This window comes from Shewanella morhuae (assembly GCF_003028295.1).
Lineage (GTDB): Bacteria > Pseudomonadota > Gammaproteobacteria > Enterobacterales > Shewanellaceae > Shewanella > Shewanella morhuae.
This window is the reverse complement of the sequence record NZ_CM009684.1, coordinates 36,996-63,770: the sequence shown is the minus strand read 5'-3', so window position 1 is coordinate 63,770 and position 26,775 is coordinate 36,996. Positions and strand designations below refer to the sequence as shown.

The window sequence follows — 26,775 nt, the reverse complement described above, 5'->3', positions numbered from 1 at the left end:
TTATCACATTTTTGGTCCTGTATTAAAGGGACTTGATTGACGCACTGTTTCGGCCATTTTTTCATCGTCACTTCGATTATCCTGTGGTATTTGAACAAGGGCGTGTGCCGCTTCGGCTTCGGCTCGCGCTTGCTCTCTATCGATGGTGGGCAGATTGGCGGGAACGTGTTTACTCTCTGCACTCCAGACGTCTTGCATGATTTCCGTGTTGCCTTGTGCGGCATGGCCTTGGATGCGCTCAAATTCACCCGTTTGATAGAGGCTGTCATTGAGCGGCGCAGGGGCATACTGTGGTGATTGCTGTTTATTGACATCAATGTCAGCGGCGTAACGCTCCTGAGTCTGAATAATGTCATCGCGGTTTTGCGGTAATTCATGGTTTTTGTATTGCTCTACCATCGCTTTGACTTCGGGACTGTTAACAAACTCGGCTGCGAGTTGGTTACGCTCTTGCTGCATTTCTGGTGTTTGCCCCTTGATCACGTCCATGGCATCACCTTCTTGCTTTCTTGCATTTCCTACGTAATCAACAAAGTCTTGATTAAAGTCACGCCCAATACTGATTGAGCCACTTTTGACATTATTGGCGAGGTCGGTATAACTTTGGGCTTCGGTGAGCTGGGCGTGTTGGGTTTTGGCAAGGGATTCAGATTGATTAATGCTATCAACGAAACTTTGCATTTCACTGTCCGATTTTGCGTGCGTATTACTGCTTTGCTCACCTGAGCTGTAGCTCTTCACTTTATCGATATTGCTACTAAACTGCTCTTGATAGCTTTGTAGGCGACTCACGCGTTCACTGTCACTTAGGCGAGTGCTGTTTGATTCATCGGCAGACGCTGACGTCCCTGTGCTGGCTTCCGCAGAAGCGCCAGAGCCAAACAATCCTTTGCCCGGCGTGCCTACAGTGACCCCCATTTTGGCATCGGCGTTCATCCGTATTGCATCATTCCATGCCTCATCTTTAGTTCTGCCAAATTCTTTGCCGTAAGACTCGACAAGGCTACTGAGATCCGCAACGGATTTACGGTGGTTGCCAGCCTCGCTGGTACTGCTGTTGCTGCCATAGCTGCTGGTTTTATTCAATCCATGACTTAAGTTACTGCTCTGGTTTTGGATTGCGCTTGTGGTTTGGTTGAGTTGTTCTCCGGTAGATTGACTGGCACTGATCGCGTTTGAGGCAGATTGCGAGGCCGAGTTTGTCACCACGTCACTGCCGCTGATGTTCACCGGCAAGCTACGACTTAAAGCATTTTGGCCACTAATGACTTGTTTGCCATCATCAAAGGTCGTGGTTTCATAACCGGTTGCATCTTGCTTGGTGTTGCCGTGAATACGTTCAACGCCAGTGGTGTCGATTTTATTGCCGTTGGTGTTGTTGTAGCTGTAGTTATCCACCTGAGCGTTACCCAAATTGATATCACCACTTGCCGCACTCGCAGAGGTGCGCGCGTTAACACTGCTCATCATGCCCGCGAACTGATGCGACATACTGCTCATTACTGACGCGCCGCCTTTCATAATGAGCGGGACAATTAATGTCGGTACGCTCATCATTAAAAAGCCTGTCATGGCGGCATAGCGGGAGTGCATTTCTTGTAAGGGATCAACGTTGCTTAACGTGATACCGCCATAAATGTTAGTGATTTCGGTGGCATTAAGGGATAAGCGCGTGGTCATGATGAAGTTAATGAGGGCAAACATCACCGGCCATGTGCCAAGGTAGATAAAGCCTTTGAAATAGTTGCCGAGCACTTGAAACGTGAGTGAGGGGATCATGGCAATCGCCACCACTAAAAAGGCGACAGAGCTAAACAGCAAAAACAAAATCGATTGCAGCATGGGCAAAAATTCGCGCGCCTGCAGAGCCATTCCCGCCCACATCGATGTGGTTTGCATTTTGTTTTGCGTATAGGCGTAGTTGAATGCGGCGGCGGTGTTGTTGCTCACCGCTGCATCATCTGCAAGGCCATTTCGCAGGGCGTTAATCGTCATGTTTTGCAGCGTGATTTGCGACGCGCTTTGACTGATATTGGCGTACTTTTGATAACCACTGCTGATGCTGGTATTCAAAAAGCTTTGTTGGCTTGTAGCCTTTTCACCATAAATCCAACTGCCCAGTAACTTGATGCTTTTTGCGCTGTCTGCTTGGAATAGCAGCTTGAGGCGCGGAAGGGCTTCTTTGCAGGTAGGATAGTCATTAGGACCCATTTGAATCGCCCGTAGCGGCGAAGGGTTGTGAGTCGCTAGAAAGTCCCAAATATCCGGCGCACTGGCTAAATCTCGCCATGTGTATTTATTATTGAGTAGCATATCTCCGCGAATACAACTGCTGATGTAGTGCTGCCAATAGCCTTTAAGTTGGGTGTTTTCTATCTCGCTTTGTCTGGATAACTTGTACAGTTCAGAGCCAAACATCATGCCTGTTTTACTGTATTGTTGATCATCCGGTACGTGAAAAATATCTTCCACCGTTTGGGTGGTGGCATACATATAATGCGATGCCCATGAGGCCGGAAACGCCACAATCGCGGGCACATTGTCCACGCGATAGTTACCCGTCGGATTGGTTAAATCGGTAATTTGCACTGTGGCGGTGGTGTTCATGGCAAGCAATGGCACGGCAAAGTAAACCGCGCACCATTTCATAATCGCGTTATGGTCACGCTTGATGAAAAAGTGCAGCGCGGTGGCCACAACGGCAAACAGTGCACAGATGCTTATCATGCTGGCAAATGAATCGGACTTGAACAGCACGGCAATGGCATTCATCACTTGCTTGGCCACGTCACCGTTGCTGTAGGTGAAAATCTCAACTGCCATGGTTATCGCTCCCCAAAATTCAAGTTGGCCTTAGCTTTAGCGCTCATGGCGCCCGTTATTTGCTGTTTGATTTGCTGGTTTTGCATAATGAGCTGGTGCTGCGATACGGCCTCATTTTGAGCTTTAGCGGTGAGTCCTTCTAAAAAGCGGTTGGCGTTGATAATGTCTCGCTCGATACGATCAATGTCTTTGGGATCATTGTTCGTGGCAGTGATAGAGGATTTTACAATCGACAGCATGTTTTGCAGATAGAGGGTAATAAACTGTACGCTGATGATTTTGGCGTAAGTATTGGTTTGGGGCGCAAGTCCTGCCTCCAATTCGGTACGTAAAAAGGTCATGATGGGCAGTGTGGTGTATTCGAGCAGCGACTTGTCGTTATCTGTGAGTGGCTGGTCGTTTTGCATCTTGCTGGCGATACCTCTGAGTAAGGTTTCAACGCGGTATTGCAGGCCGTGGTTACTTTGGATCGTGATCGTTTGTTGTGTCGGTGCAAGACATTGGTCAATCGCTTTATTGGTGCACTGATAGGTTTCGGCTTTGCCGCCTTCTAATAGACTATTAATCAGGTTATTGTTGTCGGTCAGCAGTGAGCCATAGCCGCGCGCATTGCCGGTCGCGTCATAAATATACGTGCCTGAAATCGACATGAGAAATTCTGCCAAGGTGGGATCGCTGGCAAGGAAGGTGTTTTTTAAAATGGCGGCCCAGACGATGTTGGTGTTTTTGCGCACCATGTCTTTTAGTGCGGGATCTTTCTTGGCGTTATCGAGCTGCTTATTAGCTTGGCCGCCCGCGCCGCATTCTTGCTGGCCAGAGACCCAATCTGCAAAGGCATTATTTTGTGTTCCCATAGTGGCACAAATGTATTTTTGACTGCCTACACCCGCAAACCCCGCCAGCGCCGAGACGCCCGCTTGGGCACTCTCGCAAGAATTGATCGACTGATTGAGGTACTTATCAGCAATGGCCGTTAGCGTGTCCTTAATCTGTTTGATTTGTGGCGCCCACGTCTGCAGGGCTAAATCGACGGCGAACGGTGCGGCGTTGGCGATGATGGCTTTACCTTGTTGCACCAGCGCGTCAGAGTTAATGTGGCTGAATCCCCCCATAAACATATCAATACCGCCACAGCCTGCGGCAATGCTGGGCATTTGCACACTCACCAGTTGTGCGTCGCGAATGGGGCTACGCACAAAGAGATTGCCGCCGCTGTAGTAGTTGGCGCTTTGGCCTTTGAATGAGCCCGGATTGGTCACGTTCGTGCCATAGCCTAGGCCATTGAAGAAATCGTTTAGCGAACCAGAAACCCCCGCACTATGCGCGTGGGTTGTCAGCAAGCATGAAATAGTGACGCCCAGTAGTGTGCGTGTCAGTGCTAAGCGTTTCATGATTTACTCCCTGTATTGCCGCTTATGCTGCCGCTTATGTTGCCGTTATGGCGCGGGTTTAGTGCGCGTAGCGCACGCAAGCAAACGGCACTTAACAATGCATGCACGGGGACGAGTACGAATTTATAAATGGCTAAGGCCAGTAAAATATTGATGATTAACATCGTGTCCATGAGATTGCTCCTAACGCATGCTTGCAATGACTTGTGGGTCATTGAGGGATTGAAGGTAACTTTGTTGAAGCTGCGAGGGCGTCACATCACCGACGGTTAAACGGACAAACTTACGGGTATTGACGTTGATTAAAAATGTGGCAGGCACTGTCACGCTGCGCGGATTCTCAAAGAAGGTGGCGGCAATGTCTGGCGTGGAAGGAATAGGCACTTCAAAGCCTGCTATCCCTTGGTTGTCGAGCGAAAAGGCATAGGTATAGGTGCCTGTTTGCGCCGCAAGCTGTTTCAGTTTCGGGGCGAACTTGTGGCAAAACGGGCAATCAGAGCGAAAGAAAAACACTAACGCGTAATCATTCGGATTGGCGGCAACAGCCGCCCCCATGGGGGTCGCCTTTGCGTTGAAAGAGAATAGAAGAGTCATTAACATTACAGTGATGATGCGTTTCATGGGTATTTTTCCGTTTAAAAGTCAGGGGCGAAATCGGTGGCCACGTTCAGGAAGCGGCCAAGTAAATCGTCTTGAGAGATAAAGCCATAAGCGAGCGGTTTCATTTCCCCCGTGCCAGGATTAACTAACACGAGTGCGGGACTAAACGGGACGTTTATGTGCTGGTCGTTTTGGCGGTTCTGCACGATGGCTGGCAGTGCGACACCATCGAGCGTGACGCCAAGTAGCTCAATGCCATGTTGCGTTGCGAACTGCTGCACGCTGGGCGCTAGCGCAATATCAATTTCTTCTTGGCCTTTGTAGACAAAGAACAGCCCCCATCCCGCATCGGCAAGGCTGCGTACTGCGCGCATCTTCTTGTTGCGCTCTAATGATAAATAGGTGCTTCTTGCCGCTTGTTCCGTTGGCCTGTCTTTGGTGTAAGACAGCTCAGGGTTATCTAGCAGGACCTTTTTAAAGGTCATTCCAAACTCTGAGGATTTATTACTGACGTACTGATTAAGCAGCATGGCCTTTTCCACTTTCGTGCTGTCTTGGCTGTTTATCGCGGCGTCATTGAGCGTGTCTTGGTAGTAGCTGTGAAACCAATCCATCTGCTCGGTGGGCGTCAGCGTTTTGGTGCGCGTGAGTGTGACGCTTGGCGTTTCGGCCTTTTTAGGTGCTTGCTTCTTGGGGGCGGTCGGTTCGTTATACCAGCGCCAGCCTTGTGCATCCGTGGCGTTTGCGCCGAGGCAAAACGTTGTCAGCATAAGGAGCACTAACGCGCTGCGCTTGTTGACCACCGCATCCCCTTTTTTTGTGGACAACCACGCCAACGGCGCGTGGCTTGACCACCGAAAAAAAGGAGATGCTGCGGCATGTTGTAAGCGGTTATTTAACAACGTCCTCATGGTTTGGTTCCTCCAACCGACTGTTGTAAGCGTTTTTGAATTTCGTCTGTGCTGGGCAGTTCGATGGCGTCGTACATGTCTTCATAAAAATCAGAAAAGTCCATTGACGACATATCAATGCGTTGCAGTTCGTTAGGTGAAAAGGCGCTGCAATCAGGATTTTTAGCGCTGCCGAAGTTTTTGCCCAATTGCGCGCGGCCTTCAACTTGCACAATGCGCGCGAGTTTGCTATCAAACGCGCAATAGGCTTTTTTCTTGCGGATACACACGCCAAGCACTTTCTCAGCACAGTATTGGCCAAGTGATACGGTGAGCTTGTCCTCTTTTGCGGTACCCAGCGCTTTTTCTTCTTCACTGCAGGACGTTAAGCCGATGCCGTTACCCCAACCGCTGTCCTGACAACAATTGCTTATCCCCAGCGCTTTATCGCTGCATTCCATGATGTTGCCTTTGAAAATGATGGCGCTGTTTTCGTTGATGTTGGCTTTGTCTTTCACATCACCGGCTGCGTCACTGACGGCGGCCAGTCCTGCCGCAGCATGGTTAAAGTCAGTGCTGCGAGTGGCCGCAGGATCGTAATAGTCACCACTGAGCGCAAAGCTGTCTGCACCGCAGATAAGGCCCGTATCGCGGCATTGCTGTTTATCACATAGGCGTTGTTGTTTATCTTTAATGCAAACGCCGCCAAGTTGGGTGTCACAGCTGGTTGATTGAATGCTGCAATCTGCGAGGGTGGTGCAGGTATTGGGAAAGGCACATTGATAGGTGGTTTGTTCTTTCCAGCAATCCAATGTCACGCTGATCCCATTAATCATGCGTGTTTCTTTACCTTCAATACATTGAGATTGGACTTGTTGGCACTCGGGGAGGACTGCGCCGCAACTGTTGTTGTAGCCAATTTCAACGTCGCTTTCTGTTGTCACGAATGTGATCGGTAGATTTTCGATTGGGAGGTAAAAAGCCCAATCCCATGTACCACCCAGAATAGTGCCAATATTGACTGTAAGTGGTGATGTACCGCCTTGATAGTTATCAGTGCTTAAGGTGGCGTTGACACTTGAGGGACAAAAGCCATTTACAATGCAGTCACCAGCGGCGCGTTGTGAAGGAATGTGGCCGATATAGATGTCATTAAGTTTGATTTCAAGTTTTGTCGCGCCACCCCAACTTGAGTAATCGCCGTTGAATCGTATCCGTTTAATTTCAGCGTTGGGATTAGGCAGTGTAATGGTAAATGGCGGCTTACCTGACAACCGGAATGAGTGCTCTTTTTCACGCGTTGACGTGCTTTTGACAAAGGGTGTTAGGTAGCATTGCACCGGATTATTGGTGGGCAACGTGCAAGAACGTGGCTGAGAATCGACTTCACAAACGAGCCCTTTTTCACAGTCATGATATTTAGATGAAATGCCGTGGCTGATATTGTAAGCATCATTTTGATAGCCAACGGCGGTATGGTATGCCGGATCGTTTTCATCGATAGTCGGGCGTCCCTTGTTAAAGCCGCTCGTCACGGCTTGGGCTTGACCATCCGTGCTCATGCCTTGCATTTTGGCACTGTCCATGGCGCTTGGGTTGTTGTAGTAACGGCTTTCGCTCGGATTGGCGACTTCTTGCTGACATGTCGCATCTTTGCATAAGCTGTTAACGTCAAAATCGGTGTAACCCGCTTTGTTCTGATTCTGCTTGATACTGTCTTTGGCCCACTGCACATTGTTGCGATAGTCTTTTTCGCTGTTTGTCGCAACAACTGGCAAGGCGGCGCTCAATGTGAGGATGGCACTTAGGATTAAGGCATTATTCAACTGAGTCATTTCGCCCCCTTTGCTAATGTCTTTGCTGCCACATCGGGAATGCTGCCGTGTTGTGCAAGTAAGTTCAGCGCGTCATACAACGAAACGTTGCCGTAAATCACGTCAAAGTCATCGGTACTGCAGGGCTGTTTTGCCTGACATTTGTTGGGTCTTACCGCAACAAAGGCGGGTACTTGGGTAATGCCGAATTGCGTAAACCACTGGGGATTGATGGCAAACCCGCTCTGTATGGTTTTACCTTTGTTATCGATGAGGTGATTCATCTGTTTAACAGTGGCGGTAAAGCCTTGTGGCAGTACACCGCGCACAATGAGTGGCACTTGTAAGTCTGCGCTTTGCATGAGCAATTGCTGCAAACTGGTGGCAGGCATACCCAATGACACAAATACCATCACACCATTAGCATCGGCACTGGGGTTGGGCTTTGCATCGAGCAATGGTGATAGCGCGTTGTCTAATTGGCCTTTGCTTTGCGCTTCGAACTGACGAGCTTTATCAAACAGTGCGGCTTGGTCTACGTTCAGTGGGGGTAATGTGTGGCGTTCTCGCATCGACAGCGCTTTTAATTCGTCAATACTGTAATCCGTTTGGGCGAACACCTGTGAAATTGATCCAAGGCACCATAAACTCACGAGCAGGGCTAAGCCTTTAAATGAATGTGAAAATAGGCTGTTATCCACAATTTTTGTGCATAAAGCGGTATATGTTGTTGGTAATTTGGTCTCAAACTTTTTCATCGAAAATCCCTCTCCTTATTGGTCACAAAAACACGCAATTGCGTTTTTTGAAGTTGATAAAACCAAAGTTGTCACCCGACACAGGGTTGTCGTGGCCACTTTCCCAGATCACCGTTGTGGTGGTGTACGGGTGTCCCCAAAGCGCATCGGGTATGGTGTTGGTCATTTGATAGCGATAGCGGGATTTGGGCATGAGGGGCATCGGCGTTTGATAACAAATCGCGCCATCTTCACCGTGGGATTCCCAAACGATGCCTTGGCGATGCAATTTGTAGTTCAGGCGCTCTAAAATCAACGTACCCGCCTGAATGGGCGTGTCGCGGTAATTGGTGGTGCCAGTCAGGGGGTAGGCACTGCCTTGTGAGCCCATACACCAAAACAGAAAATCAAAAGGCAATATGCTGTTAGTTGAGGTGGCCACGGCTTCGGTTGCACAGGCGAGTTGTGACACTAAATTGCCAAATAAAATGGCTTCGGGATTGAGGATAAAAGACAACTCATCGTCATCCCACAGTGGATCTATCTCTGTTAAATAGGCGATATCAAAATTGTCCGTGGCCATACAGGCTGCGCTTTGCATAATTTGCAGCCAATAGATCACAGGGTATTTGTACCAGTGCCCATGATAAAACGCGCCATCACTGGCATCGTTATCGCGACTTGTGACGCGACCGCCAATTTGGGGGGAATTACTCATGTCGAGTTTCATGCCCATGTTGACCATGCAGTAAGGGACGCGCGTCACGTCCACTAAGGTATCAGGCTCCCAGTAGCCGATATTCAAGCCAATTTGCATAAAAATAGGCGGCGGTTTGGGACAAAATGAAATGGGTGATACGGGGTTGCGCGTATCGGGTAGGCTCCCAGGAATAATAGGCACACTGCCAATGGTCATCGGGAAGATACACGACCAACAAATGTCGGTCATCGGGTTAACGAACGTGCCCGTACAGGCGGCCTGTGCGTTGGCTTGTGCGGGAATTAGACCCATCAATAAAGATAGCCACGCGAGTTTAATGTGTCGCATTGTTTGTTTCCTCCATGAATACAGGGAAATTGGACACATCCACTTCGCGCACTTGCCACATCACGCCCTCTTGCTTCACGACACTTGGAACGCGCTTAAGTGTTAAGGCGCGGCTGAGGTTTCCTTGCTGGTCAAAGTAAACGCGCGCATCTAATTGGGCATGCAGTGTTTCGGGTTCGCCGCCCGTTAAAATCCATTTGATGTGTTGCTTTTCATGGGTTGTTGCAAACTCTTTGGCCCATAACACTTGCTGCACATCATCCCCATCAAAAAACACCAGCGTTTTACTGAACTCAAACTTGCCGACGTTTGCTTTTTGTAGGGCGGGCCATGTCTTGGTATCAAATGGATTAACCCGTGTGCCTTTGGGATAAATCAGATTGCCATTAGCATCATTGATATCTTTGGCCAGCGTTAAGGTGGGATCGACTAAAAACACCTCTGGGGTTTTAGTGGTAATGAGCCCCACCGGACGAGGGCGCTTTACACCCGCTTTGACATTCTCTTGGAATTGCTCGCGCATACTGTCTAGCTCACCCGTTTTTTCAAAGGTTTGCAGACGGTTTTCAATCCACTGCAGCATGTCAATTTCAGCAATGGGGAACACTTGCCCCACGGTGCCGATAGACGCAGCCTTGAGCGGCAATAGTGGGCATAGCGTCAGCATCAGTAGCGCGAATTTATTCATTTAGGCGTGACCTCGCTCGCTTGGGCGCGGTTCGCCTTGTTTTGCGCATGAAGGGTTTGCAGTAGTGACTGCTGAATTTCTTGAGTGACATTCACGGCGCCACTGACGACGGCGGGGCTGACTAACACTACTACATGGTTATCAATGGCGTATTGCTGCACCACATCGTCCAGAGTTTGGGTAAATCGAGTGATTTCTTTTTCGCGTTGTTCGTCGGATAGCTCGCTTTGACCGATAGATTGGTGAAAGCTGGCCACGGTTTCGTTAATGTCATACTCGACAACTCTGGGTTCGCGCGTCACCCATAGGGTGATCATGACGCCCAGCGTCACCAGCCATAAAAAGGCTTGAATAAGGTTTTTTTCCATTTTATGCGGCCTCTTTGTGGGTTGCTGCTGCGGACAAAATGGCATCAAAACGGGCCATATCATCGGGATAGAAATGTTGGGCTGTCAGTTCAATGGCATCGAGTAACGGCATGCCGCCTTTAATAAGGTTCTCACAATGCTCAAATTCTTTCGGCTCGGTTGAGAGCATGGCGCGCGACCATGGATCGGCAAAAATCCGGTGAAAGGACACTAGCCCGCCCGCTTTGAGCATGACGCAGGAATGACCCGCATCATTGGCGCGGGGGAATGACTTGATCATGTGTTGCTCGAAGGGCGAGAAGTGGTCAGGATGCTTGTTCAAGAAATCCCCAAAGCCATCACCTTGTCGTAATGTGATATGAATATCTGAACTGTTCAGTGCCGCTTCGGCCTCGGCGTTGGCAAAGAAGTCGTTCATGCCTTGCGTTACTGTGGCAAAGCTGCCGCCGAACTTACGCACTGTGCGATAACCTTCGTTGATGAAATCCTTACTTTGCGCATTCGCGCCGCTCATGAGCGACCACGCTTCTTCAATCACACAGATTTTCGGAATAGAACGTTGGCCCGATAAGTACATTTGTTGGCTAATCGTCACCATCAACGCGAAAATCACTGGACGTTGTAGCTCGCCTTTAAATCCATCGAGTTCAAGCGTGGTGATATCGATATTGGGATCGAGCATCGAGGGCTTATTGAAAATCGCGCCATGAATACCGCTTGAACAGAACTTGTTTAATTGCGCAGCGATATCACTGATACGGGTATCGTCATTTTTTTGCGCGGCAATGTCATAGAGTGCCTTTTGCACATCGTCAATCAGCGTGTCGTTACCGCATTTTTGCCATGCCAGCAAAATAGCATCGCCGAGTAATGCCGTCTGAAATCCGGTGAGCTTTTCATCAGGTGATGCCATGGTGGCGATAAGCGCGGTGATGTTTCCCAACACTTCGGTGATGGGATCAATGGCTTGACCTTCATCATCGAGGATTGGGCCAAAAGTACCCGCATCCCGCACGCTTAAAACTTTGCCTAAGTGGGTAAACGGGTTTAGGAAAATCTGCGAACTATCGAGATAGACGCCGCCTAATGTTTGAGTGAGTTTTTTGTAACTCTGACCCTTGTCAAGAATCCATGCCTTGCCCCCTTTGGCAAAAATCGATTTTACTAAGGCTTGCATGAAGAATGACTTCCCTGCCCCTGAGCCGCCCGTAATCGCCATGTTGTAGTTATCACTGCCGCAGTTAAACGGATCGAAATAGCTAATTTGATGGCGCATTGTTGGCAAGAGTAACCCTGCTGATAAGCGTTTGTAGTCTGCAACAATCGGTAAGAAATTCACCAAGTTTGAGGTTTTCATCATGAAACACAGGCCCGCTTTTTGGCTGTCTTTCATAAAGCCTTCGCTCATTGAGAACGGGAGGGTGGACAGTGTGCACATGCCTTGCAGTTTATTGTTTCGGATTAAATCAATGCCTGCCGTGCGAAATGTCGCAATCGCCTTTGAGGTGTCGTGGCGGTGCTTCTCTTCTGTCGTATACAGGGTGACATTCAATGTCATGGTGGTGATTTTAAAAGCGTGTGAGCTGAGTCCTTTTTGTATCTCCTTGCGTTCAGCCAGTTCATCCGCGGCACTGGGGATCAACAACCGCATAGGGGAGTTGACCGTTTTGGTTAGTGAGCCAATTTTGCTGTCGTTACGGGTTGTTTGCTCACCCGTTTTATTAATATAAAACGACACGCTGACACGGTAAGGGCATTGAACACTGTTCATGGTGTAACTGAGTGATGCAATACAGTTGGGAAACGCATATAGCCTAAAGTCGTTCGGCAGCCCTTTAAGCCCTAGATTGATTAGGGTGGTATCGACACTGTTGTCGGATTGCATCGGTGTGTGACGGATATTGACCGAATCACGATTAATGATGAACTCACTGTCAGGGCTGAGAATTTGGGTGTTGAGAGGTTGATACTCGTTATATTTAGCGGGCGTGACGCGATCTTGTTGATGCGAAAAATTTAAGTGTTCGCGGCAATGCTCAATCAGATCGTCAGCGCCTAAGCGGCGAATGTGCATGCCTGTTTGCGCCAGTTCTGACTCAACGCCAAGACGCATATCCAGCAGTGCAGGCATGTCCTCGGTGGTTGAAACAAAGAAAAACCCTTTGGTGTTCTTTAAATCGTAGTGGTATGCGCTGCTGAGCTTGGTGCCAAAGCCTTTGGTCGAACTGTGTTTGGCATAGATAGCTTCATTATTAGCAAATTTATCGCAAATGGCATTGCGACCACTGAGCAGCGCTTGATTTTGCTCGATGAGTTCACCGACTTGGTTGTTACCCACCATGACGAATTGATAGTGCCATTTGTCGCCCTCTGGCAGTGTGCACACCAAGGCGTTCATGGTTTTGATCAAGTCGTCATTAGCCCCGCCAAACAGCGAAATGGCAAAGCCAAAACCAAGCGTATTGGCATTTTCAAATACTTGTTCGGCATCATCATAAATGCGATAGGGCAATTCATGATGCAGATGGTTGTGCTGCTGTTTGCTGCTGGCATAGAGTGCGCCGAGATCGTCTTTAATACGTTGTTTCATGGCTTAATCCTGCTTGATGTATTTGGCAGGTCTACCCGTCCAACGGCTCTTATCGACCACGATGTAGACATCGCTGGTATCAACGTAATCACCTTGCTCATTGAGATACGGGAAGATGGTTACTTTTTGGACTGACTCAGAGGTGCGCAGCGGTACACCGTGGCGGTCGCGGCGTGGCAATGGGATAAAGTCTTGTTGTTGGCTCGCGAGCTTGGGAAGTGCAGTTGTGCTTTGGCCGCTTAAGGCCGTCACCGCAGGGCTTTGTGCTTGTGGCTGATTGAACACACCACTGTCGGTAAGTTGCCTCACTTCCATCATATTGGTACAGCCATTGATGCCACCCACCTTATCGCAGGAATAGTCACCATCCAGCCCTGCTGCACAGCCACTTAATAGCCATGAAGCCAGTGCGATAATACCGGTGTTACGTAATGCATTTTTGCTCATGATTGGGTTCAAAATGTCACTCCTTAAATGAATTAATTCGCACGGCCAAAGGCTGAGTTAACTGGGGGGCGTTGGCCTTGTTGGTTATATTGCTGCTGTGGTGTAGGCGTGTTTGCGCCTTGGGCCTGCGGCTTAATATTCCCTGGCATCTGTTCTAAAAGTGGGTTGCTGATAGTGTTGAGGATTTGCGCTGTGGCACTGACAGGATTTTGGGCTTGTTGCGCTAACGCTTCTTCGTATTCTTGAATGCCAACCGGATCGAGTGGGAAGCCTTTCAAAAACACGATGTTGACGGTATTGCCCGGATTTAGCTCAATAATCGGGTGGTATTGCTCAGCTAATTTGATGTAGTAATCAGCAAGCTTGCTACCCACGCTTGAACTGGCACTGCCAGCTAAGTTGAGCAGTGCATCGGCCCCATTGACGCTTGAAGTTGACCCTAGCGCGGAGTTCGATGTGGTTTGGCTCAGTGCTTTACCTGTCTCACCAATGCCCGTCAAAATGCCGCTAATGCCCGCCATTTGAACGATTTTGCCGTTCTTCATAATGGCAGTACCGCGAATGCCATTGCGGCCATAGTTAAATACGGTCGCCTCGACTGGAATGTCGATGATTTCATCTTCAAAAATACAGCTGAGGCGAGTGGTGCGCACAATGCCGCGACTCGATGAGATTTCCCCGTAAGCTGCACCGAGAACCGTGCAGTTATTGAGCTTTGAGGGCTTGCCGTTAGGCAGTACACCTTGGTTAGTGGTTTGGAATACCATCGGCACCGTATCGCCTTGGCCATTCACTCCCGCATTGGCATCTGCGCCGCCCGTAACCACAGCCGTTACAAACGTACCTGCAGGAACATAGTTCTCAGGGGTGCGTTTTTTTGGCAGGTTTTCTTCTGGCGTTTCCCAATTTAATGCAAAGGAATCGATGCCATTTTGGGTTGCAGGTGGCGGGATAGCGCCGCCTTGATAGGGGGCAGCATACCCGCTTTGTCCGTCACCCACGCTCGGGCGTGGCGGCAGCGTTTGTTCACCTAAGTAGCGTGTGCTTTGCCTAACGGGATAGGCAGATGCATCGATGCCCTCTGTCGAAAATTCATCGGTGACATTGCTATGCTGCATTGCATTTGCGGTAGCGGCATTAATCTTATCATCAATTCTTTCAGTGATGGTTAGTTGGAATGTCTCTAAATTACGTTTTAAATCAAGGCGATTAGCTTCATTATTGCGCTCAATGGCTTGCATGCTGCTCAGTATTTTATCAATCGCTTTCTGCTGCTTATCTAAGGCAATTTGTTGTGCGGTGAGCGCAGACTGATTGTCTTTCTCGGTGAAATCTTTATCAATCACGGCACCAAAATCGATAGGATTGCCCGCTGCGGTTTCGGGGGCACGTTTAGGGGCAGACATATAGGCGTCGCCCGCTAAATAGAGGGCACCGAGTACCGTTGCCCCCACACCTGCAATCACCCAATTGCGTTTTTTATTGGCTTCATTTAACGCACTGCCTTGCTCAAAGTCGGCTTCGGGGTCCTTTTTGAAGTAGTCTAGGAGTTGCTTCATTGCATGCTCTCCCCGCCCGAGACAACAAACAGGTGGCCTGTTTGTTGTGGTGCTAATTCATAGGTTGATAAGGCTGCGGCTCGCGTCGTTGGTGAGTAGAACTGCGCTGTGGTGAGGGTGACTGGGAGTGCTGCGTGGTTTGTTACGCGATAAATGATGCCGTTGAAATGCTTACCAGTGAACACGAAAGCAGGTTCTGTTGTTAGTCCTGCTGGTTTAGGCATTTGTTGCTCATTTAAGCGAGTAAACATCGCGTCATCGATAGATGTTTCCGTGCCTCTCGGCTCACTGTCTACCGTGGTGCGTTCAAGGTCATCATTGACGACATGCACACGATAACCGTCAATCGGTTTGCCTGTGGCGAGGTAGCGGATCATTTGCGCGGTGAACTCGGTCATCATGGTTGGATAAGGGGTTTTCTTATCGAAAACGGAGGGTTGTTCTTCGCGATAATGTTCTGCAGTGAAGATAGAGGTCACGGCAGGAATGGCTTTAGGGCTGATGAATAAGCCGAAATGTCTGCCCTTTTCTGTTGATACATAGGCTGTGAATGGCATGGCCAAATTGAGGTTAACGCGCGCTGCACCGGATTTATCCGATTTCGTGCCAGTGACAACGCAAAATCCTTCTGGACAATCAATCGAGGTGATTTTGTCACCTTCAACGACTAAGCGGTTGATATCAACACTCGACAGCTCAATAGGAACCGTTTCACTGTCATTGAATCCGTAGTGTTTTGGGGGCGTATTTGCCGCTAACACGCTCATAGGAAAAAGCGCGCAGGCTGCGAAAACAAGTGGGTTAGCAATCTTCATTATTTAACGTCCTTTTGCACTTTCTTAATGGCTTTGAGCGACAGTTGGCCATGGTCATAATTCATGGCAATGATGTAGCTAATGGTTTCGGGTTCTAGCGCGCGTTTGCCCACATATTTGTTTAACGTGCCCGTTATTTTGACGAGACGATCATCAAGGGCTATTTGGGTTTCATTGATGGTGAAGTGACTGCTGATGTTTTGTTTTTTAATCATGGCTGCATCTTCAACCAGTAAAGGTTGCATCTGATGCCAATCAGCTTCATCGATATACGTTGCTAGCTGTTTGTACTGATGGTCTACCGAAGCGGGCGTGACATTGAGTTTTAGAAAGGCAAAGTATTCGGCCATTTGCTGTAAATACGGTTCGTCTATAGAGGTGTCTGATACGGTAAAGGCTGCGCTGATGGTCGGTGGCACAACGGTGCGGCTTTTATTGAAGTAGGCCTTCCATACAATACTTGCTAGGACCGTGTTACTGATCATGGCTATGGTAAAGCCGATTAACAGAAGTGTGTTGAGGGATTTGGCAATGCGAATAAAGTCGATCTTGTTCTTTTGTAACATGGGGCATCCTTAGGGGGATTGGCCCCCTAATTCACATCATTTAACGTAACCAGTAGCGGCGACATGCCGCAGGTGTTCGTTTTAAAAATGAAGCGCTAAATTCTGCAGGGGCGTACCAATAAGCGGTGAGGCGTAATACGCTCATGCCGTATTGCGATTTCATTCTGCGCATCCCTAAAAACCATGAAGAGGCTAGTACCATGCCAATGAGCGCGTGATTCATCATGAATAACACGGCAAAAAACACTAAGGCAGGAACAAGTTCATCCATCGCAAACCCTAATAACGTAGGGGTGTTGTTGAGGTGTTTAGGGATGCTAAAAAACTGAGTGGGGTTATCCACGGTCTATAGACCTACAACCTTTAAGGCTACGTTGACGAAGATCATACCAACGACAAAAGCCCCAATAGCGGCTCCCCAGTTTTTGGTTAAAAAGCCAGTAATCGCAGCGGCACATAAACCCACTACGAGAATGGCGAACTGTGCAGTTGAGCCGGTGCCAACGGTATCAACAATTTCAGATTTAGCCGGTGCAAAAGGATCTGCAGCATGCACATCCCAAGACATAATCAAAGTAGCAACCACACAAACGATAAATATGCCGACGACGCGCATAACGTTAATGGTTCTATTACTAGGTATATGTTTTGCGAGTCTTAGGATCTCTGCGTTTACTTCAGTTTGTTGTGCGCTAGGTTGTTTCTGAGTCAGAGTTGTCATATAACACTTCCTTTGTATATATTTAGGTGAGGCTTATGTAATTAATTATAATTACTTGTTTGATCATTGTTGTTTAATTGGTTTGGGCGGAGCATCAACAAAACTTAATAAACTATGCTCAATTCGAAGCTGTATTTCGGCTCGTTTGCTACGTGCTGAACGTTCACATGAATTAACTAATTTATTGTGATATTCACCTGTTAAAATAATTGTTATTCTTGAGTGATTTTTGTTAATTTTTCCATCGGACATGTAATCCTCATTTATATCTAGTTGTGCGACTATCGCGGCGAAGATAATAAGTGAAAACAGATACCGTTATTAGTTAGGAAATTCCTAACTTGAAATGAAACTTAAATTGAGTTACGTAATACTTGTATTAATAGTTTATTTAAAAAGATAGTTCTAATTTCATTAGATGACGTGCATCCAAATTCTGCTCTGAGATCGGCAAGGTGCCTTTCAATTGCCGTGCGCGAGCAGTCTGCTTTGGCTTGTAATTGAGATGGTGTCATTCCTAGTGAAAAATCCTTCATTACTTCTAGCTGCCGTTGCGTAAGAGTTGGGAACAACTCACGGAAAATAGTGATCTCGCTTTTATTTAGAGGCATATTTTTTTACTTCTTTATTGAAAAATCGATATGTTCTATCATGAATAAAATTACAAGATTACTGTATTACAGTAAACTTACTGTATTACAGTAAGGTGGTCAATACAAAATGAATTATTATGAAAAAAAATTATAACCCTCCTACTTCGTCTAAAACTGAGCTTGTGACGTTTAGGTGCCCAAAGAAGCTTAAGGAATTGATGGACCAAGCTGTAAAAGATGGTAAATATCAAACAATTACAGCTTTAACTGTTGAGGCTGTTAAGGATAAATTGCAATTCGACCCCGATTCAGATGCATAGTTGATCTGTTTTGCATTGGCCTTGCAATTTTTTTGATGAGCTATTAAAATACGAAGTAGATTTTGAAGCAAAAGTGCATTACATAGCACGCTACTACATAGTTTTCTATGTAGTGTATTTTTCAAAATTAGAGTGTGTTGGGGGTGGTTCCCTAACGTGAAGCATTCGACAACGAAGCCGACTTACCACATGGGTCGGCTTTTTTGTGCCTAAAATTCAAGCCATTGAAAGATCGTTGATCTTTGCGATCGATAAGATTATAGTGATCAGCAATGTTTGAACTAACCATTCAAACAGCCCTAAAACATGTGGAATCAATATAATGCCTAATTATTTCAATGGCTGCGTACCTTTGCAGCACCAAAATTTAAGACACTTAAACCCCATATGCCAGCGTCAGTTGATCTTGAGATCATCTTTTCGTGAGTGCATTGTGGTAGTGTCTCATGCAAAAATCTAACGCAGATAAAGCACGTCAGAAGCGTCAGAGACTACGCAACGAAAAACGCGCAGCTGCTCTTCATGTAAAAAATAATAAGCATGATGTGGGCTCTAATGCCTATAAAGCTAGTCTTGACGGTTTTAAGCTTAAAGGTAGCCGTTTACCTCGATATTTTAATGTGGTGATCAACAATGCGCGCCGGCTGATTTATAGCCGAAAGTTAGACGTTGATAATGGTGGCGTATCACGAACTATGTCTGAACGTACTAAGCGAAAGCTATTTGAGATATCAGTTACATTGATAACTACATGCGATCTTATGAGCGGCCAAGTGGGTAAAGCTAAAAACATAGGGTTCGATCCTACCAGCCATGATGCACTCATGCTTGCTCACGCTAAGCGCTGGGGTGAAGCGATACCAAGCTCAACTTGGTATCGCTTTATCGATATGCTTAAACTTGCAGGCGTCTACCTGGTTCAAGAAGTTAAAAAAGCTGACGAAGAAGGTACTATTCGTTCTCGCGCTGCTTATAAGTGGCTATCACCTCAATTTTTACAATCGATTGGTGTTTATTCCGATGATATAAGAGCGCAAATTAAGTTTTCGTATCAGAAAGCTCTTGATAATGGTTTATCGTTTACGTGGCGCTGCTTCAAGCGTCAGCTGCCATTGAGGCAACGATTTACAGCGGATATGTTTTTCTCCTCTAACGTTAATCCCCCCAGTACGCATTAATCGCTATTTTAAGCTTACCGTCATATGGCGGCGCCCTTCCCTACCCCAACGATAAATAACAGCTAATTTTGCTAGTTAAAGGCTTACATTTCACTAAATTTTCATCTCTCTCTGTTAGCGATTGACGTTAATTCGTATGTTTTTCTCATAGGTTCGTAGCTCTTGTGGATAAGGTATGTATATCCTTATTAAATTGGGAGTAAGAAAAAGGAGTAAAATTCGGGAGTCCAAAAGCTTTTTTCTTTTAAGAGCTTACTTATTAGTAAAAGATAACTTATTAAAAGGAATCAAAAGCAGTGGATAAATCCACTAAATGCATAATGCCTCGCCAATTCCTAGCTAACGCTAGGGGCGATATCTAAAAACAGTGCTGTAAGTTAATTTTGTCTACGACCGTTAAAATTCAAACGCGCTGTATAGTAAGTCGCTAAAGAAAAAAGCGTCTAGCAGAAGGAATTTGCAAGCTAAGTGCCAAAGTGGCGAAGAAACGGAGTAAAACTGAGATTTCCAAAAGCAAGAGGAGTTGATCTTACAATAAAATGGTTGAACCATTTTATTGTAAGTTCACTTGAATATGAGCGAAGTAAGAAAGGTTAAAAATTTATAAAGGTATTTAGACCTAGCATTAAAGAGCAGGAACTTAATCCCTGCTCTCTATGGTTTATTGTTGAAGTGTTAGTTGTTTAAATACTCGCTGTTGTAACCAATCAGGTTTCGTTACTAACCATTGAATCAACAATCCCGATGGGATCATTGGTAAGTCGATTAGACGCGCTTTTTCAATTTGGTTATACTGAAATTGTGACATAAGTTTAGTTACCTTTATCCTAAGTTGTGGCACAGGCCAGTGATGATCTTGACCATCATCATTGGCCGTATTTTTATTCATCATTTCTCATTTCAATACCCTCAACTACCGTATTTTGTTGTTTGGCCACATTAACAGTCTGACCAAATTCGGGTACTTTTACCTTTAAAATAGAAATTCCATCGAATATAAGTATACACCTTAAATATTAAGGTATACACTTATATTTAATTATTTAAGGAGAATTTCATGGATAGCATGCAGGCTACAGAGACTTTTCAAGTGCTTAAAATGGGGGCTGATGCCTATATTAAGCGACGTAACCAACGGTTATTGTCAAATCACCGGAAAGAGTTGCGAAAATTTACGCGTGCGGAAGCCTTTACCTATTTGGACATTGACGCAAAAACACTTGATAAATATGTATCTACAGCAGATTTTGATCCAAGGCGGCATGAAGATTCTCAATGGCTAATCAACATAGAAGAAATGTATCAGTTACGAGATTTGCTGCCAGAAAACTTGCGTAAAGCATCTAAATTTAAGCGCAGTGATAACCAAAAAATGCAGGTTATTGTTATACAAAATCAAAAAGGTGGTGTTGGTAAAACCGTTTCTGCCGCAACAATCGCTTCAGGCTTGGCTACAGAGTTTCATCAAGAGTATCGGGTAGGCCTTATCGATATGGATGGTCAAGCTACTTTGTCCATGTATTACGCACCAGAAGCGGATCTAGAAGGTTGTTTATCTGTTGGCGATCTCATGATGAATAATTTTGATCTAGATGAAGGTGAGACTCTTGAACAAGTCGTTTCAAACGCATTCTTACCTACAACTATACCTAATCTCCGTATTTTGCCGGCATCACAAAGTGATAGAGCTATTGAAGGTTGGTTTCATGAACAAGTATTTGGTCAAAAGTTAAAGTCTCCTTACTCTCTTTTGAACACGATCATCAATGCTGTTCAAGATGAATTTGATATCATCATTATCGATACCCCTCCCTCATTAGGGTATGCAACTTATAATGCATATTTTGCCGCTACCAGTGTAGTTTTCCCGTTGTCCATCACAGAAAACGACATTGATGCTACTTGTTCCTATTTTAGTTATATCCCTCAAGTGTGGGCTTTATTGGCTAATGCTAATCATCATGGTTATGATTTTATGAAGATTTTAATTACAAATCATCGTGATAGCGCTACTACAACCGATCTAATGAATAGTTTATACGATCATTTTGCGCCTTATATGTACTCAAATGAATTTAAACATAGTGAAGCTATTCGTCAGTCATCTTCGTTGCTTTCTACCGTGTTTGATATGTCTAAGAGTGAATACCCTAAGAGTAAAGCGACTTTTCAAAGTGCACAGCAAAATTGTTATGAAGTAACCAGCCAAGTCCTAAGAGATATTGTGAACGTCTGGCGTGAACAGGAGCAAGCATAATGGCTAAAAAACGTGGGGTAATGAGCCCTCTAGGTAATGCAGTTGGTGCCGAAGAAGCACAAATAAATGCAGCCAAAGCTAATATTGAGTCTTTAAAACGCCAAATTACAACTGAAATAGAAAAAGTAAGTGAAGATGTTACGTTATCTCTTCAAAATCTATTTGGTCTTGAATCTGTAGGTAAAAGCTTCTTATGGCAATTAGCTTCTGGTGCTACCGCTACATTTACCGAAGCAACGTTATCATATGAACAAGTTCGCGATAGTACCTATGTGACTTTCGATGTTAACGGGCGTGACCAGGCATTATTAAATGCAGATTCTCTACAAGATCTCGACTCATTAGCCTTCCAGCAATTTTATCCAGCAGTCGCTAGAGAAGTGAATGGTAAACTCGATGTGCTAGATGGTTCTCGACGCAGAGCTTGGTTTTTACTGCAAAATGGTGAAGTTGATATATTTCGCATACTGGTAACTAAAGATGATATTTCACTTTCAGATGCTAAAGCTCTAGCTAAACAGCTCCAAACCGCAAAAGAACATAACCTACGTGAGATTGGCCAACAATGCTTATCTTTGGAAAAAGCGAATCCTAAGATTACACAGGCTGAAGTAGCTGCTCAACTTGGAATGAGTCAGGCTGGTGTGAGTAAAGCTTTAAAAGCCGCTAAGGTCGATGAACGTTTGGTAAAGCTTTTTCCTGTGGCTAATGACTTGTCACATACTGACTACGCTTTGCTGAATAACGTTATGGAAGTATATGAATTTGAAGATGAATTACTATTATTCATCAAGGATTTGACTAAAAAAGTTGTCATTATTCAGGCTGAATATTCAAGGGAAGAACGTAAATCAGCTATCATCAAAGCGATAAAAGCAGAACTTCAGATCGCTAAGGATATGAAGAATAAAGCACTGGTTAGTGTTACTAATCTTGCAACATTTGATAGTTCTGGCATTTATGCAAGAAAGCGTATTAAAGGGCGAAACTTTGCTTATGAATTTGGACGATTGTCTTTAGATATTCAACAGCAGTTAGATGTTGCTATTGCAGATGTTTTGAAAAAAAATAAATTTAACACAACATCTTAGATTATTGATTCGGTCTTGGTACGTAATACGTACAGTACACTTATTACATACTAAAACGCCTTAGCCACATTTTAAATATTGCCTATTTATAGCAGTAGATAACTTCAAATTATCTACTGCTATCGTTTTATTCGCGGTACATGACTTCAGATCGAGGTGTACATATAAGCTAGAAAGAATTGAAATTTTTCAGTGGTGAAAAATTCCAGAATCTCAGCTACCCATTTCTACATGGCTAAATTTGCCCAACGCGCCAAATATGTAAAGTTAGCTCGAAACGGGTTATCTCGAATTCGATAATTCCTCATACAGCTTGCTAGATAATTGCTGAGCCTCATTAAGCTGTTGAGTCGACAAGTTTTTAGCTGTTTCATCTCTATAATTAATAGACTCTACATCTCCTCCAGTTGCAGCAATAGAGAACCATGCATAGCCATTTTTAAAGTCCTGTTCGGTTCCTTGTCCAAGAACATAGAGAAATCCAAGTGCCTTTTGCGCTTCTAGATTTCCTTGTCTAGCTGATTTTAAATACCAAAAATGTGCTTTACTCCAATCTATTGGAACTCCATAGCCAAAGTTATAAGTATCGCCAACAATTTTTTCAGCGATATCACTTCCTTGCTCTGCTGCTTTTAGAAACCATGCTAAAGCACGTGTTTGATCTTTTTCCACACCAACAGCTGATGCATACATGGTTCCTATAGCTAACTGAGAGTAAATATTACCTTGCCCCGCGGCTTTTAAGTGCCATAAAAAAGATTTTGAAAAATCTCTCTCTATGCCATCACCAGCGGCATACATTCTGCCGACTATATTTTGTGCTTCTGGAAGTCCTTGTTGAGCGGCCTTTAAGTACCATTTAAAAGCCTGCCCTAAATTTTCAACTATTCCGTCGCCTGTTGCATATTTTGTTGCAACGATGATCTGAGCGTTCACATCACCTTTTTCAGCAGATATTAAATACCATTTAAATGCATTACTTAAATCTTGTTTTACCCCGTTACCCAATTCATAAGCTCGTCCAAGTATCAGTGAGGAAGTGGCATCCCCATTTTGTGCTGATTGGATGATATCTTTATTTAACTCGTTTCCAGTCAAAGCAAAAGAACTGCAACATAATACTAATAAAAATAGATAGTTGTGCTTTTCAAATTTCATAATCATTTCTGCTCTTCATATTAATTACTCTAAAAATCAACGCTTGGCGTCTCACTATCCGTCAAGGCTTGCTGCCAATATTCTGGTTCAGCATATCGAGCAACCAATGCATCGATATCTATTTTTGAGGTTGATGGACTAAACTCAAAATTGCCATACATATTGATGTGCTGCCATGCAACGGGCGAAATACTGTGAAGCTGAGCCAGTGCGTTTTGATCACCTACTTTTTGCTTCTGTTCATAGACACGAGATAGCAACACTGTGTTGTAGTAAATGACCGCGTTGGTGATGAGCCGAGAGCAATCATTCCAAATTTGTTGCTCCTCTTCCGTTTTTACTCTGAATTTTCCACCGTTAACAAATGCAACTGCTCGCCTGAGACGATGATAGGCTTCACCACGATTTAATGCTTTTTGTACACATTGACGTAAGCCAACATCGTCGACAAAATCGAGAATGTATAGCGTTCGGCATATGTTTTCCAACTCCCATAATGCTTTCTTGGTCTGATTCTGACGCGAATAACTCGAGAGTTTGCGAACAATCGTGGCTTGAGTAACATCTTTTTGAGCTAGCGATGCCATGATACGTTGAATATTGGGCCATTCACGTTCAATCAATTCATCGTTGGTTTTTCGGGCAGGCTTTATTAGCCAGTCACCACACTCATTGGGATGTTGTGAGCCGACTAACGTATCCATTTTCTTATGCAAATCACGATAACGAGGTGCAAAATGATATCCAAATGCATGCAAAATCCAAAAATTAACCTGATTGGTGCCATGGGTGTCAGTGGAATGCCGTTCTGGCTTTATATCAGAGGTATTGTTATGCAATAAATCGAAAACGTAATGGCTTTCATGTTCGTGAGTCCCAATAATCTTTGCATTTATAGGAACATGATTTGCGACCAACGTGTAGGCGCTGACACCTTTCTGTAAACCAAAATACTTAGGAGAATATCGAGCGTTAAGGGTGTTAATTTGCGTTTCCATCCGCTGGCCATCGCTACTTGAATGGAGCGAGTCCTGAATATCATAGAGATGAAATGCGGGTAGCTGGCTGGTTGCATTACTAATCGCATCATTAGCCGCTCGCAACGTCTCCAAGCGTAGATAATTTCTAGACGTCCCCGCCATTGATGCTGAGCTAAGGCCTGAAACCTCAGCCATTTTTGCTAACCCCATGTTTGTTCCCATCGCAACAATACAGGCGAAAATTTCACGGGGATCAGCTTCATGCTTTACATAACGATCTAATACATGGGTAAATGCATTTAAAAATCCAGTATTACCCGCAACAAACCACAGTAGATCCGCAATACCAATTCCTGGTAACTGGCTGTAAAAATCGCTATTAACGGATTCATCACTGCTCGGATAAAGCAGCTTCCAACGACGCTTTTCGGCAGCCCCAATTACTTTAATATGTTTGTTGACCCCATCAGAAATATGTTGGTTAATCGCACTATAACGTGCTGCTAGCATAGTATGAAATACAGCCAGAGTATCTTGGATAGGGGCCAATAAAATGGGTGCACCAATATCTTGCAATACTCGTTCTTTATCCTGCCATCTAAGATCGCTTATTAAGTCATCTTCAAAGCGGCGAAATTCATTACTATGTTTAACGTACACATCACCCGCTTCCAGTGAGTTGCGTAGTAGGCGATAGACCAAAAACTCATAGCGATCTACATCTAGCGTTTTAAATGTTTTACCCTCTTTACTAAACAAATATCGGCGTAAACCTTTAGGAATAATCTCAGTCGGAAATGCATTAGGATCAGTTTGCCTTGGTGATTTTTCTGTGCGTAACAAGTTTTGTAAAAAACCGATAGCTTCAAGCAAAGGAGAGTCTTCTACACGTCCGGCAAAATCCAGATCAGTAAAAAGTTGCCTTAAGTTACGTTTGAATGTGGCGGATAATTTTGTGTAATGTAACCATTCAAATGCCGTTTTGTCGAAAGCAATATTGCGTAAGTAATCAGCAACTAATGGGAATCTCTCTTGTTCAAGCAATGCATAGGCTTTTTCTTTAATAATGGAAAAAGGTGTGTCATCGGTGATGGTGTCATCCGTAAACAGGCTCAATACATGACCCGCAGCCTGTAAATTTTTCGCTGCATTGGTAACCGCATTATTCATTGCTTCTTCAGCGGCACGCTTGGCCTGTTTCTCGTATTGATCGACCCAATGGAGCAATGCTTCAATTAAGTTGTCATTAATTTGCTGAAACCGATGAAAAGCAAAAAACAGCAGATATAACTGAGCAGTCTCTTTTTTCATGCGTTGAAGTTTATAAGTGGTATAAAACTTAACCATAGAAGCATAATACTTGCCGCTTTCATTGGAGATCCCCGCTGTTATGAGGAACTGCTTGGCAAACTCATGTAGAGGCTGGAAAAACTGCCGCCGTGCGACTTCATGTCGCAATTCTTTATAACTGAAATCTTTAGCTTCATGTTTTAATGCGCTGACGCGAAATACTCCTGACTCAGCCCGAAGCAAAGCCGCTAATTGCTGATCGATAAGTGAAGTCATGCAAGTGCTAAGTAATCGAGCAATACGGGTGCGTTCATAAGCCACCACTCTACCAATCATCTCTTGCATATACCGATAACTGGGCATGACAATACGGTGTAATGCTAAGTATTGGGTTAATTCACGAAAGATAAAGATAGGTTGTGTCGATAGCATCGCAACCCGCTGTGCTTTATCTTCCAAATCAACTTTTACCTCATTATCACATTGTTTATACTGGAATAAATCAAGAATTGCTCGTTGTTGTTCAGCCCTAATCGGTCTTGAGGGACTTTTCAGCCTTGAAAGCGTTTTGGTGGGAAAGTACAGCGCGGCAATGTAATCCAAGTCATTTAGTACTGACGATTCTTGTTCATAACTGAAAAACTGCCGTTTGGCTTTGAAATAGCCCAGTTGCAATACTAAATGGGCTGCCACAGAAAACGTTCGGGTATTGTCGAATAGCTCGCGCTCTTTAGCACTTAAGTCAAAATATAATCGACGATCATCATCTGAGAAATGAGGTAATCCAAACAGTTCATCTATTTCATCAGTTGACAAAATAGATGGGGTCCGCTTGGAAAACGGAAAATATC

Annotated in this window: 26 protein-coding genes; 4 read left to right on the top strand and 22 right to left on the bottom strand. The window is 45.1% G+C overall.

Going from position 1 to position 26,775, the window contains the following annotated elements; all coding sequences use genetic code 11:
- Positions 1 to 3: 3 nt before the first annotated feature.
- The 19 genes from traG to C9I43_RS00210 all read right to left on the bottom strand — a co-directional run bounded on the left by traG (position 4) and on the right by C9I43_RS00210 (position 17,668).
- The gene (traG, locus tag C9I43_RS00295) at positions 4 to 2,823 is read right to left on the bottom strand and encodes a conjugal transfer mating-pair stabilization protein TraG (RefSeq protein WP_107881371.1); all 2,820 of its coding nucleotides are present in this window, start codon (positions 2,821 to 2,823) and stop codon (positions 4 to 6) included.
- A 2-nt stretch (positions 2,824 to 2,825) separates the two neighbouring features.
- Positions 2,826 to 4,214 carry a conjugal transfer protein TraH gene (locus tag C9I43_RS00290; protein ID WP_107881369.1) on the bottom strand — a complete coding sequence of 463 codons (1,389 nt, stop codon included), beginning with the start codon at positions 4,212 to 4,214 and terminating at the stop codon, positions 2,826 to 2,828.
- Positions 4,211 to 4,387, bottom strand: a complete 177-nt coding sequence (locus C9I43_RS18845; RefSeq protein WP_181317828.1) for a hypothetical protein — start codon at positions 4,385 to 4,387, stop codon at positions 4,211 to 4,213. Before C9I43_RS18845 ends, C9I43_RS00290 begins: the two co-directional genes overlap by 4 nt.
- Positions 4,388 to 4,397: 10 nt before the next feature.
- Complete coding sequence (gene trbB / locus C9I43_RS00285; protein ID WP_012197893.1) at positions 4,398 to 4,835, bottom strand: type-F conjugative transfer system pilin assembly thiol-disulfide isomerase TrbB; 438 nt, start codon at positions 4,833 to 4,835, stop codon at positions 4,398 to 4,400.
- Positions 4,836 to 4,849: 14 nt separating this feature from the next.
- Positions 4,850 to 5,725 (bottom strand): type-F conjugative transfer system pilin assembly protein TraF, encoded by an 876-nt coding sequence (gene traF / locus C9I43_RS00280; protein ID WP_107881367.1) that lies wholly within the window; start codon positions 5,723 to 5,725, stop codon positions 4,850 to 4,852.
- Positions 5,722 to 7,539 (bottom strand): type-F conjugative transfer system mating-pair stabilization protein TraN, encoded by a 1,818-nt coding sequence (gene traN, locus C9I43_RS00275; protein WP_107881365.1) that lies wholly within the window; start codon positions 7,537 to 7,539, stop codon positions 5,722 to 5,724. The genes traF and traN overlap by 4 nt, the downstream gene beginning before the upstream one ends.
- Complete coding sequence (trbC, locus tag C9I43_RS00270) at positions 7,536 to 8,276, bottom strand: type-F conjugative transfer system pilin assembly protein TrbC (protein WP_012197896.1); 741 nt, start codon at positions 8,274 to 8,276, stop codon at positions 7,536 to 7,538. The genes traN and trbC overlap by 4 nt, the downstream gene beginning before the upstream one ends.
- Positions 8,277 to 8,298: 22 nt before the next feature.
- Positions 8,299 to 9,303 (bottom strand): conjugal transfer pilus assembly protein TraU, encoded by a 1,005-nt coding sequence (gene traU / locus C9I43_RS00265; protein WP_107881363.1) that lies wholly within the window; start codon positions 9,301 to 9,303, stop codon positions 8,299 to 8,301.
- Positions 9,290 to 9,991: a type-F conjugative transfer system protein TraW gene (gene traW, locus C9I43_RS00260; protein ID WP_107881361.1), complete on the bottom strand. Its 702-nt coding sequence runs from the start codon at positions 9,989 to 9,991 to the stop codon at positions 9,290 to 9,292. Before traW ends, traU begins: the two co-directional genes overlap by 14 nt.
- Positions 9,988 to 10,359, bottom strand: a complete 372-nt coding sequence (locus tag C9I43_RS00255; protein ID WP_107881359.1) for a TrbI F-type domain-containing protein — start codon at positions 10,357 to 10,359, stop codon at positions 9,988 to 9,990. Before C9I43_RS00255 ends, traW begins: the two co-directional genes overlap by 4 nt.
- A gap of 1 nt (position 10,360) precedes the next feature.
- Positions 10,361 to 12,949, bottom strand: coding sequence for a type IV secretion system protein TraC (traC, locus tag C9I43_RS00250; RefSeq protein WP_012197900.1), 2,589 nt, complete (start codon positions 12,947 to 12,949; stop codon positions 10,361 to 10,363).
- Between the two features lie 3 nt (positions 12,950 to 12,952).
- A complete protein-coding gene (traV, locus tag C9I43_RS00245; RefSeq protein WP_048908698.1) occupies positions 12,953 to 13,408 on the bottom strand; it encodes a type IV conjugative transfer system lipoprotein TraV in 456 nt (151 codons plus the stop codon).
- 20 nt (positions 13,409 to 13,428) lie between these two features.
- The gene (locus tag C9I43_RS00240) at positions 13,429 to 14,955 is read right to left on the bottom strand and encodes a TrbI/VirB10 family protein (RefSeq protein ID WP_107881357.1); all 1,527 of its coding nucleotides are present in this window, start codon (positions 14,953 to 14,955) and stop codon (positions 13,429 to 13,431) included.
- A complete protein-coding gene (gene traK / locus C9I43_RS00235) occupies positions 14,952 to 15,770 on the bottom strand; it encodes a type-F conjugative transfer system secretin TraK (RefSeq protein ID WP_006087324.1) in 819 nt (272 codons plus the stop codon). The genes C9I43_RS00240 and traK overlap by 4 nt, the downstream gene beginning before the upstream one ends.
- On the bottom strand, positions 15,770 to 16,336 hold the full coding sequence (gene traE / locus C9I43_RS00230; RefSeq protein ID WP_012197903.1) for a type IV conjugative transfer system protein TraE: 567 nt from the start codon (positions 16,334 to 16,336) through the stop codon (positions 15,770 to 15,772). Before traE ends, traK begins: the two co-directional genes overlap by 1 nt.
- Positions 16,337 to 16,376: 40 nt before the next feature.
- Positions 16,377 to 16,679: a type IV conjugative transfer system protein TraL gene (gene traL, locus C9I43_RS00225; protein ID WP_006087326.1), complete on the bottom strand. Its 303-nt coding sequence runs from the start codon at positions 16,677 to 16,679 to the stop codon at positions 16,377 to 16,379.
- 3 nt (positions 16,680 to 16,682) lie between these two features.
- Positions 16,683 to 17,057: a hypothetical protein gene (locus tag C9I43_RS00220; protein ID WP_012197904.1), complete on the bottom strand. Its 375-nt coding sequence runs from the start codon at positions 17,055 to 17,057 to the stop codon at positions 16,683 to 16,685.
- 63 nt (positions 17,058 to 17,120) lie between these two features.
- Positions 17,121 to 17,309: a TraY domain-containing protein gene (locus tag C9I43_RS00215; RefSeq protein WP_012588990.1), complete on the bottom strand. Its 189-nt coding sequence runs from the start codon at positions 17,307 to 17,309 to the stop codon at positions 17,121 to 17,123.
- A gap of 101 nt (positions 17,310 to 17,410) precedes the next feature.
- Positions 17,411 to 17,668: a hypothetical protein gene (locus tag C9I43_RS00210; protein WP_012197905.1), complete on the bottom strand. Its 258-nt coding sequence runs from the start codon at positions 17,666 to 17,668 to the stop codon at positions 17,411 to 17,413.
- A 119-nt stretch (positions 17,669 to 17,787) separates the two neighbouring features.
- On the opposite strand from C9I43_RS00210, the gene C9I43_RS00205 reads away from it, so the two are divergent.
- Both C9I43_RS00205 and C9I43_RS00195 read left to right on the top strand, forming a co-directional pair.
- Complete coding sequence (locus C9I43_RS00205; protein ID WP_012197906.1) at positions 17,788 to 17,970, top strand: ribbon-helix-helix domain-containing protein; 183 nt, start codon at positions 17,788 to 17,790, stop codon at positions 17,968 to 17,970.
- Between the two features lie 446 nt (positions 17,971 to 18,416).
- Positions 18,417 to 19,148 carry a hypothetical protein gene (locus C9I43_RS00195; RefSeq protein ID WP_012197907.1) on the top strand — a complete coding sequence of 244 codons (732 nt, stop codon included), beginning with the start codon at positions 18,417 to 18,419 and terminating at the stop codon, positions 19,146 to 19,148.
- A 661-nt stretch (positions 19,149 to 19,809) separates the two neighbouring features.
- Here the strand turns inward: C9I43_RS00195 and C9I43_RS00190 are convergent.
- Positions 19,810 to 20,040, bottom strand: a complete 231-nt coding sequence (locus C9I43_RS00190) for a hypothetical protein (protein ID WP_011979537.1) — start codon at positions 20,038 to 20,040, stop codon at positions 19,810 to 19,812.
- A gap of 165 nt (positions 20,041 to 20,205) precedes the next feature.
- On the opposite strand from C9I43_RS00190, the gene C9I43_RS00185 reads away from it, so the two are divergent.
- Both C9I43_RS00185 and C9I43_RS00180 read left to right on the top strand, forming a co-directional pair.
- Positions 20,206 to 21,405, top strand: coding sequence for a ParA family protein (locus C9I43_RS00185; protein WP_107881355.1), 1,200 nt, complete (start codon positions 20,206 to 20,208; stop codon positions 21,403 to 21,405).
- Positions 21,405 to 22,496, top strand: coding sequence for a ParB family protein (locus C9I43_RS00180; protein ID WP_107881353.1), 1,092 nt, complete (start codon positions 21,405 to 21,407; stop codon positions 22,494 to 22,496). Before C9I43_RS00185 ends, C9I43_RS00180 begins: the two co-directional genes overlap by 1 nt.
- A gap of 282 nt (positions 22,497 to 22,778) precedes the next feature.
- On the opposite strand, the gene C9I43_RS00175 is transcribed toward C9I43_RS00180, so the two are convergent.
- Positions 22,779 to 23,654 (bottom strand): tetratricopeptide repeat protein, encoded by an 876-nt coding sequence (locus C9I43_RS00175; protein ID WP_181317832.1) that lies wholly within the window; start codon positions 23,652 to 23,654, stop codon positions 22,779 to 22,781.
- 29 nt (positions 23,655 to 23,683) lie between these two features.
- Positions 23,684 to 26,743, bottom strand: a complete 3,060-nt coding sequence (locus C9I43_RS00170) for a Tn3 family transposase (RefSeq protein WP_107881351.1) — start codon at positions 26,741 to 26,743, stop codon at positions 23,684 to 23,686.
- Positions 26,744 to 26,775: the final 32 nt, after the last annotated feature.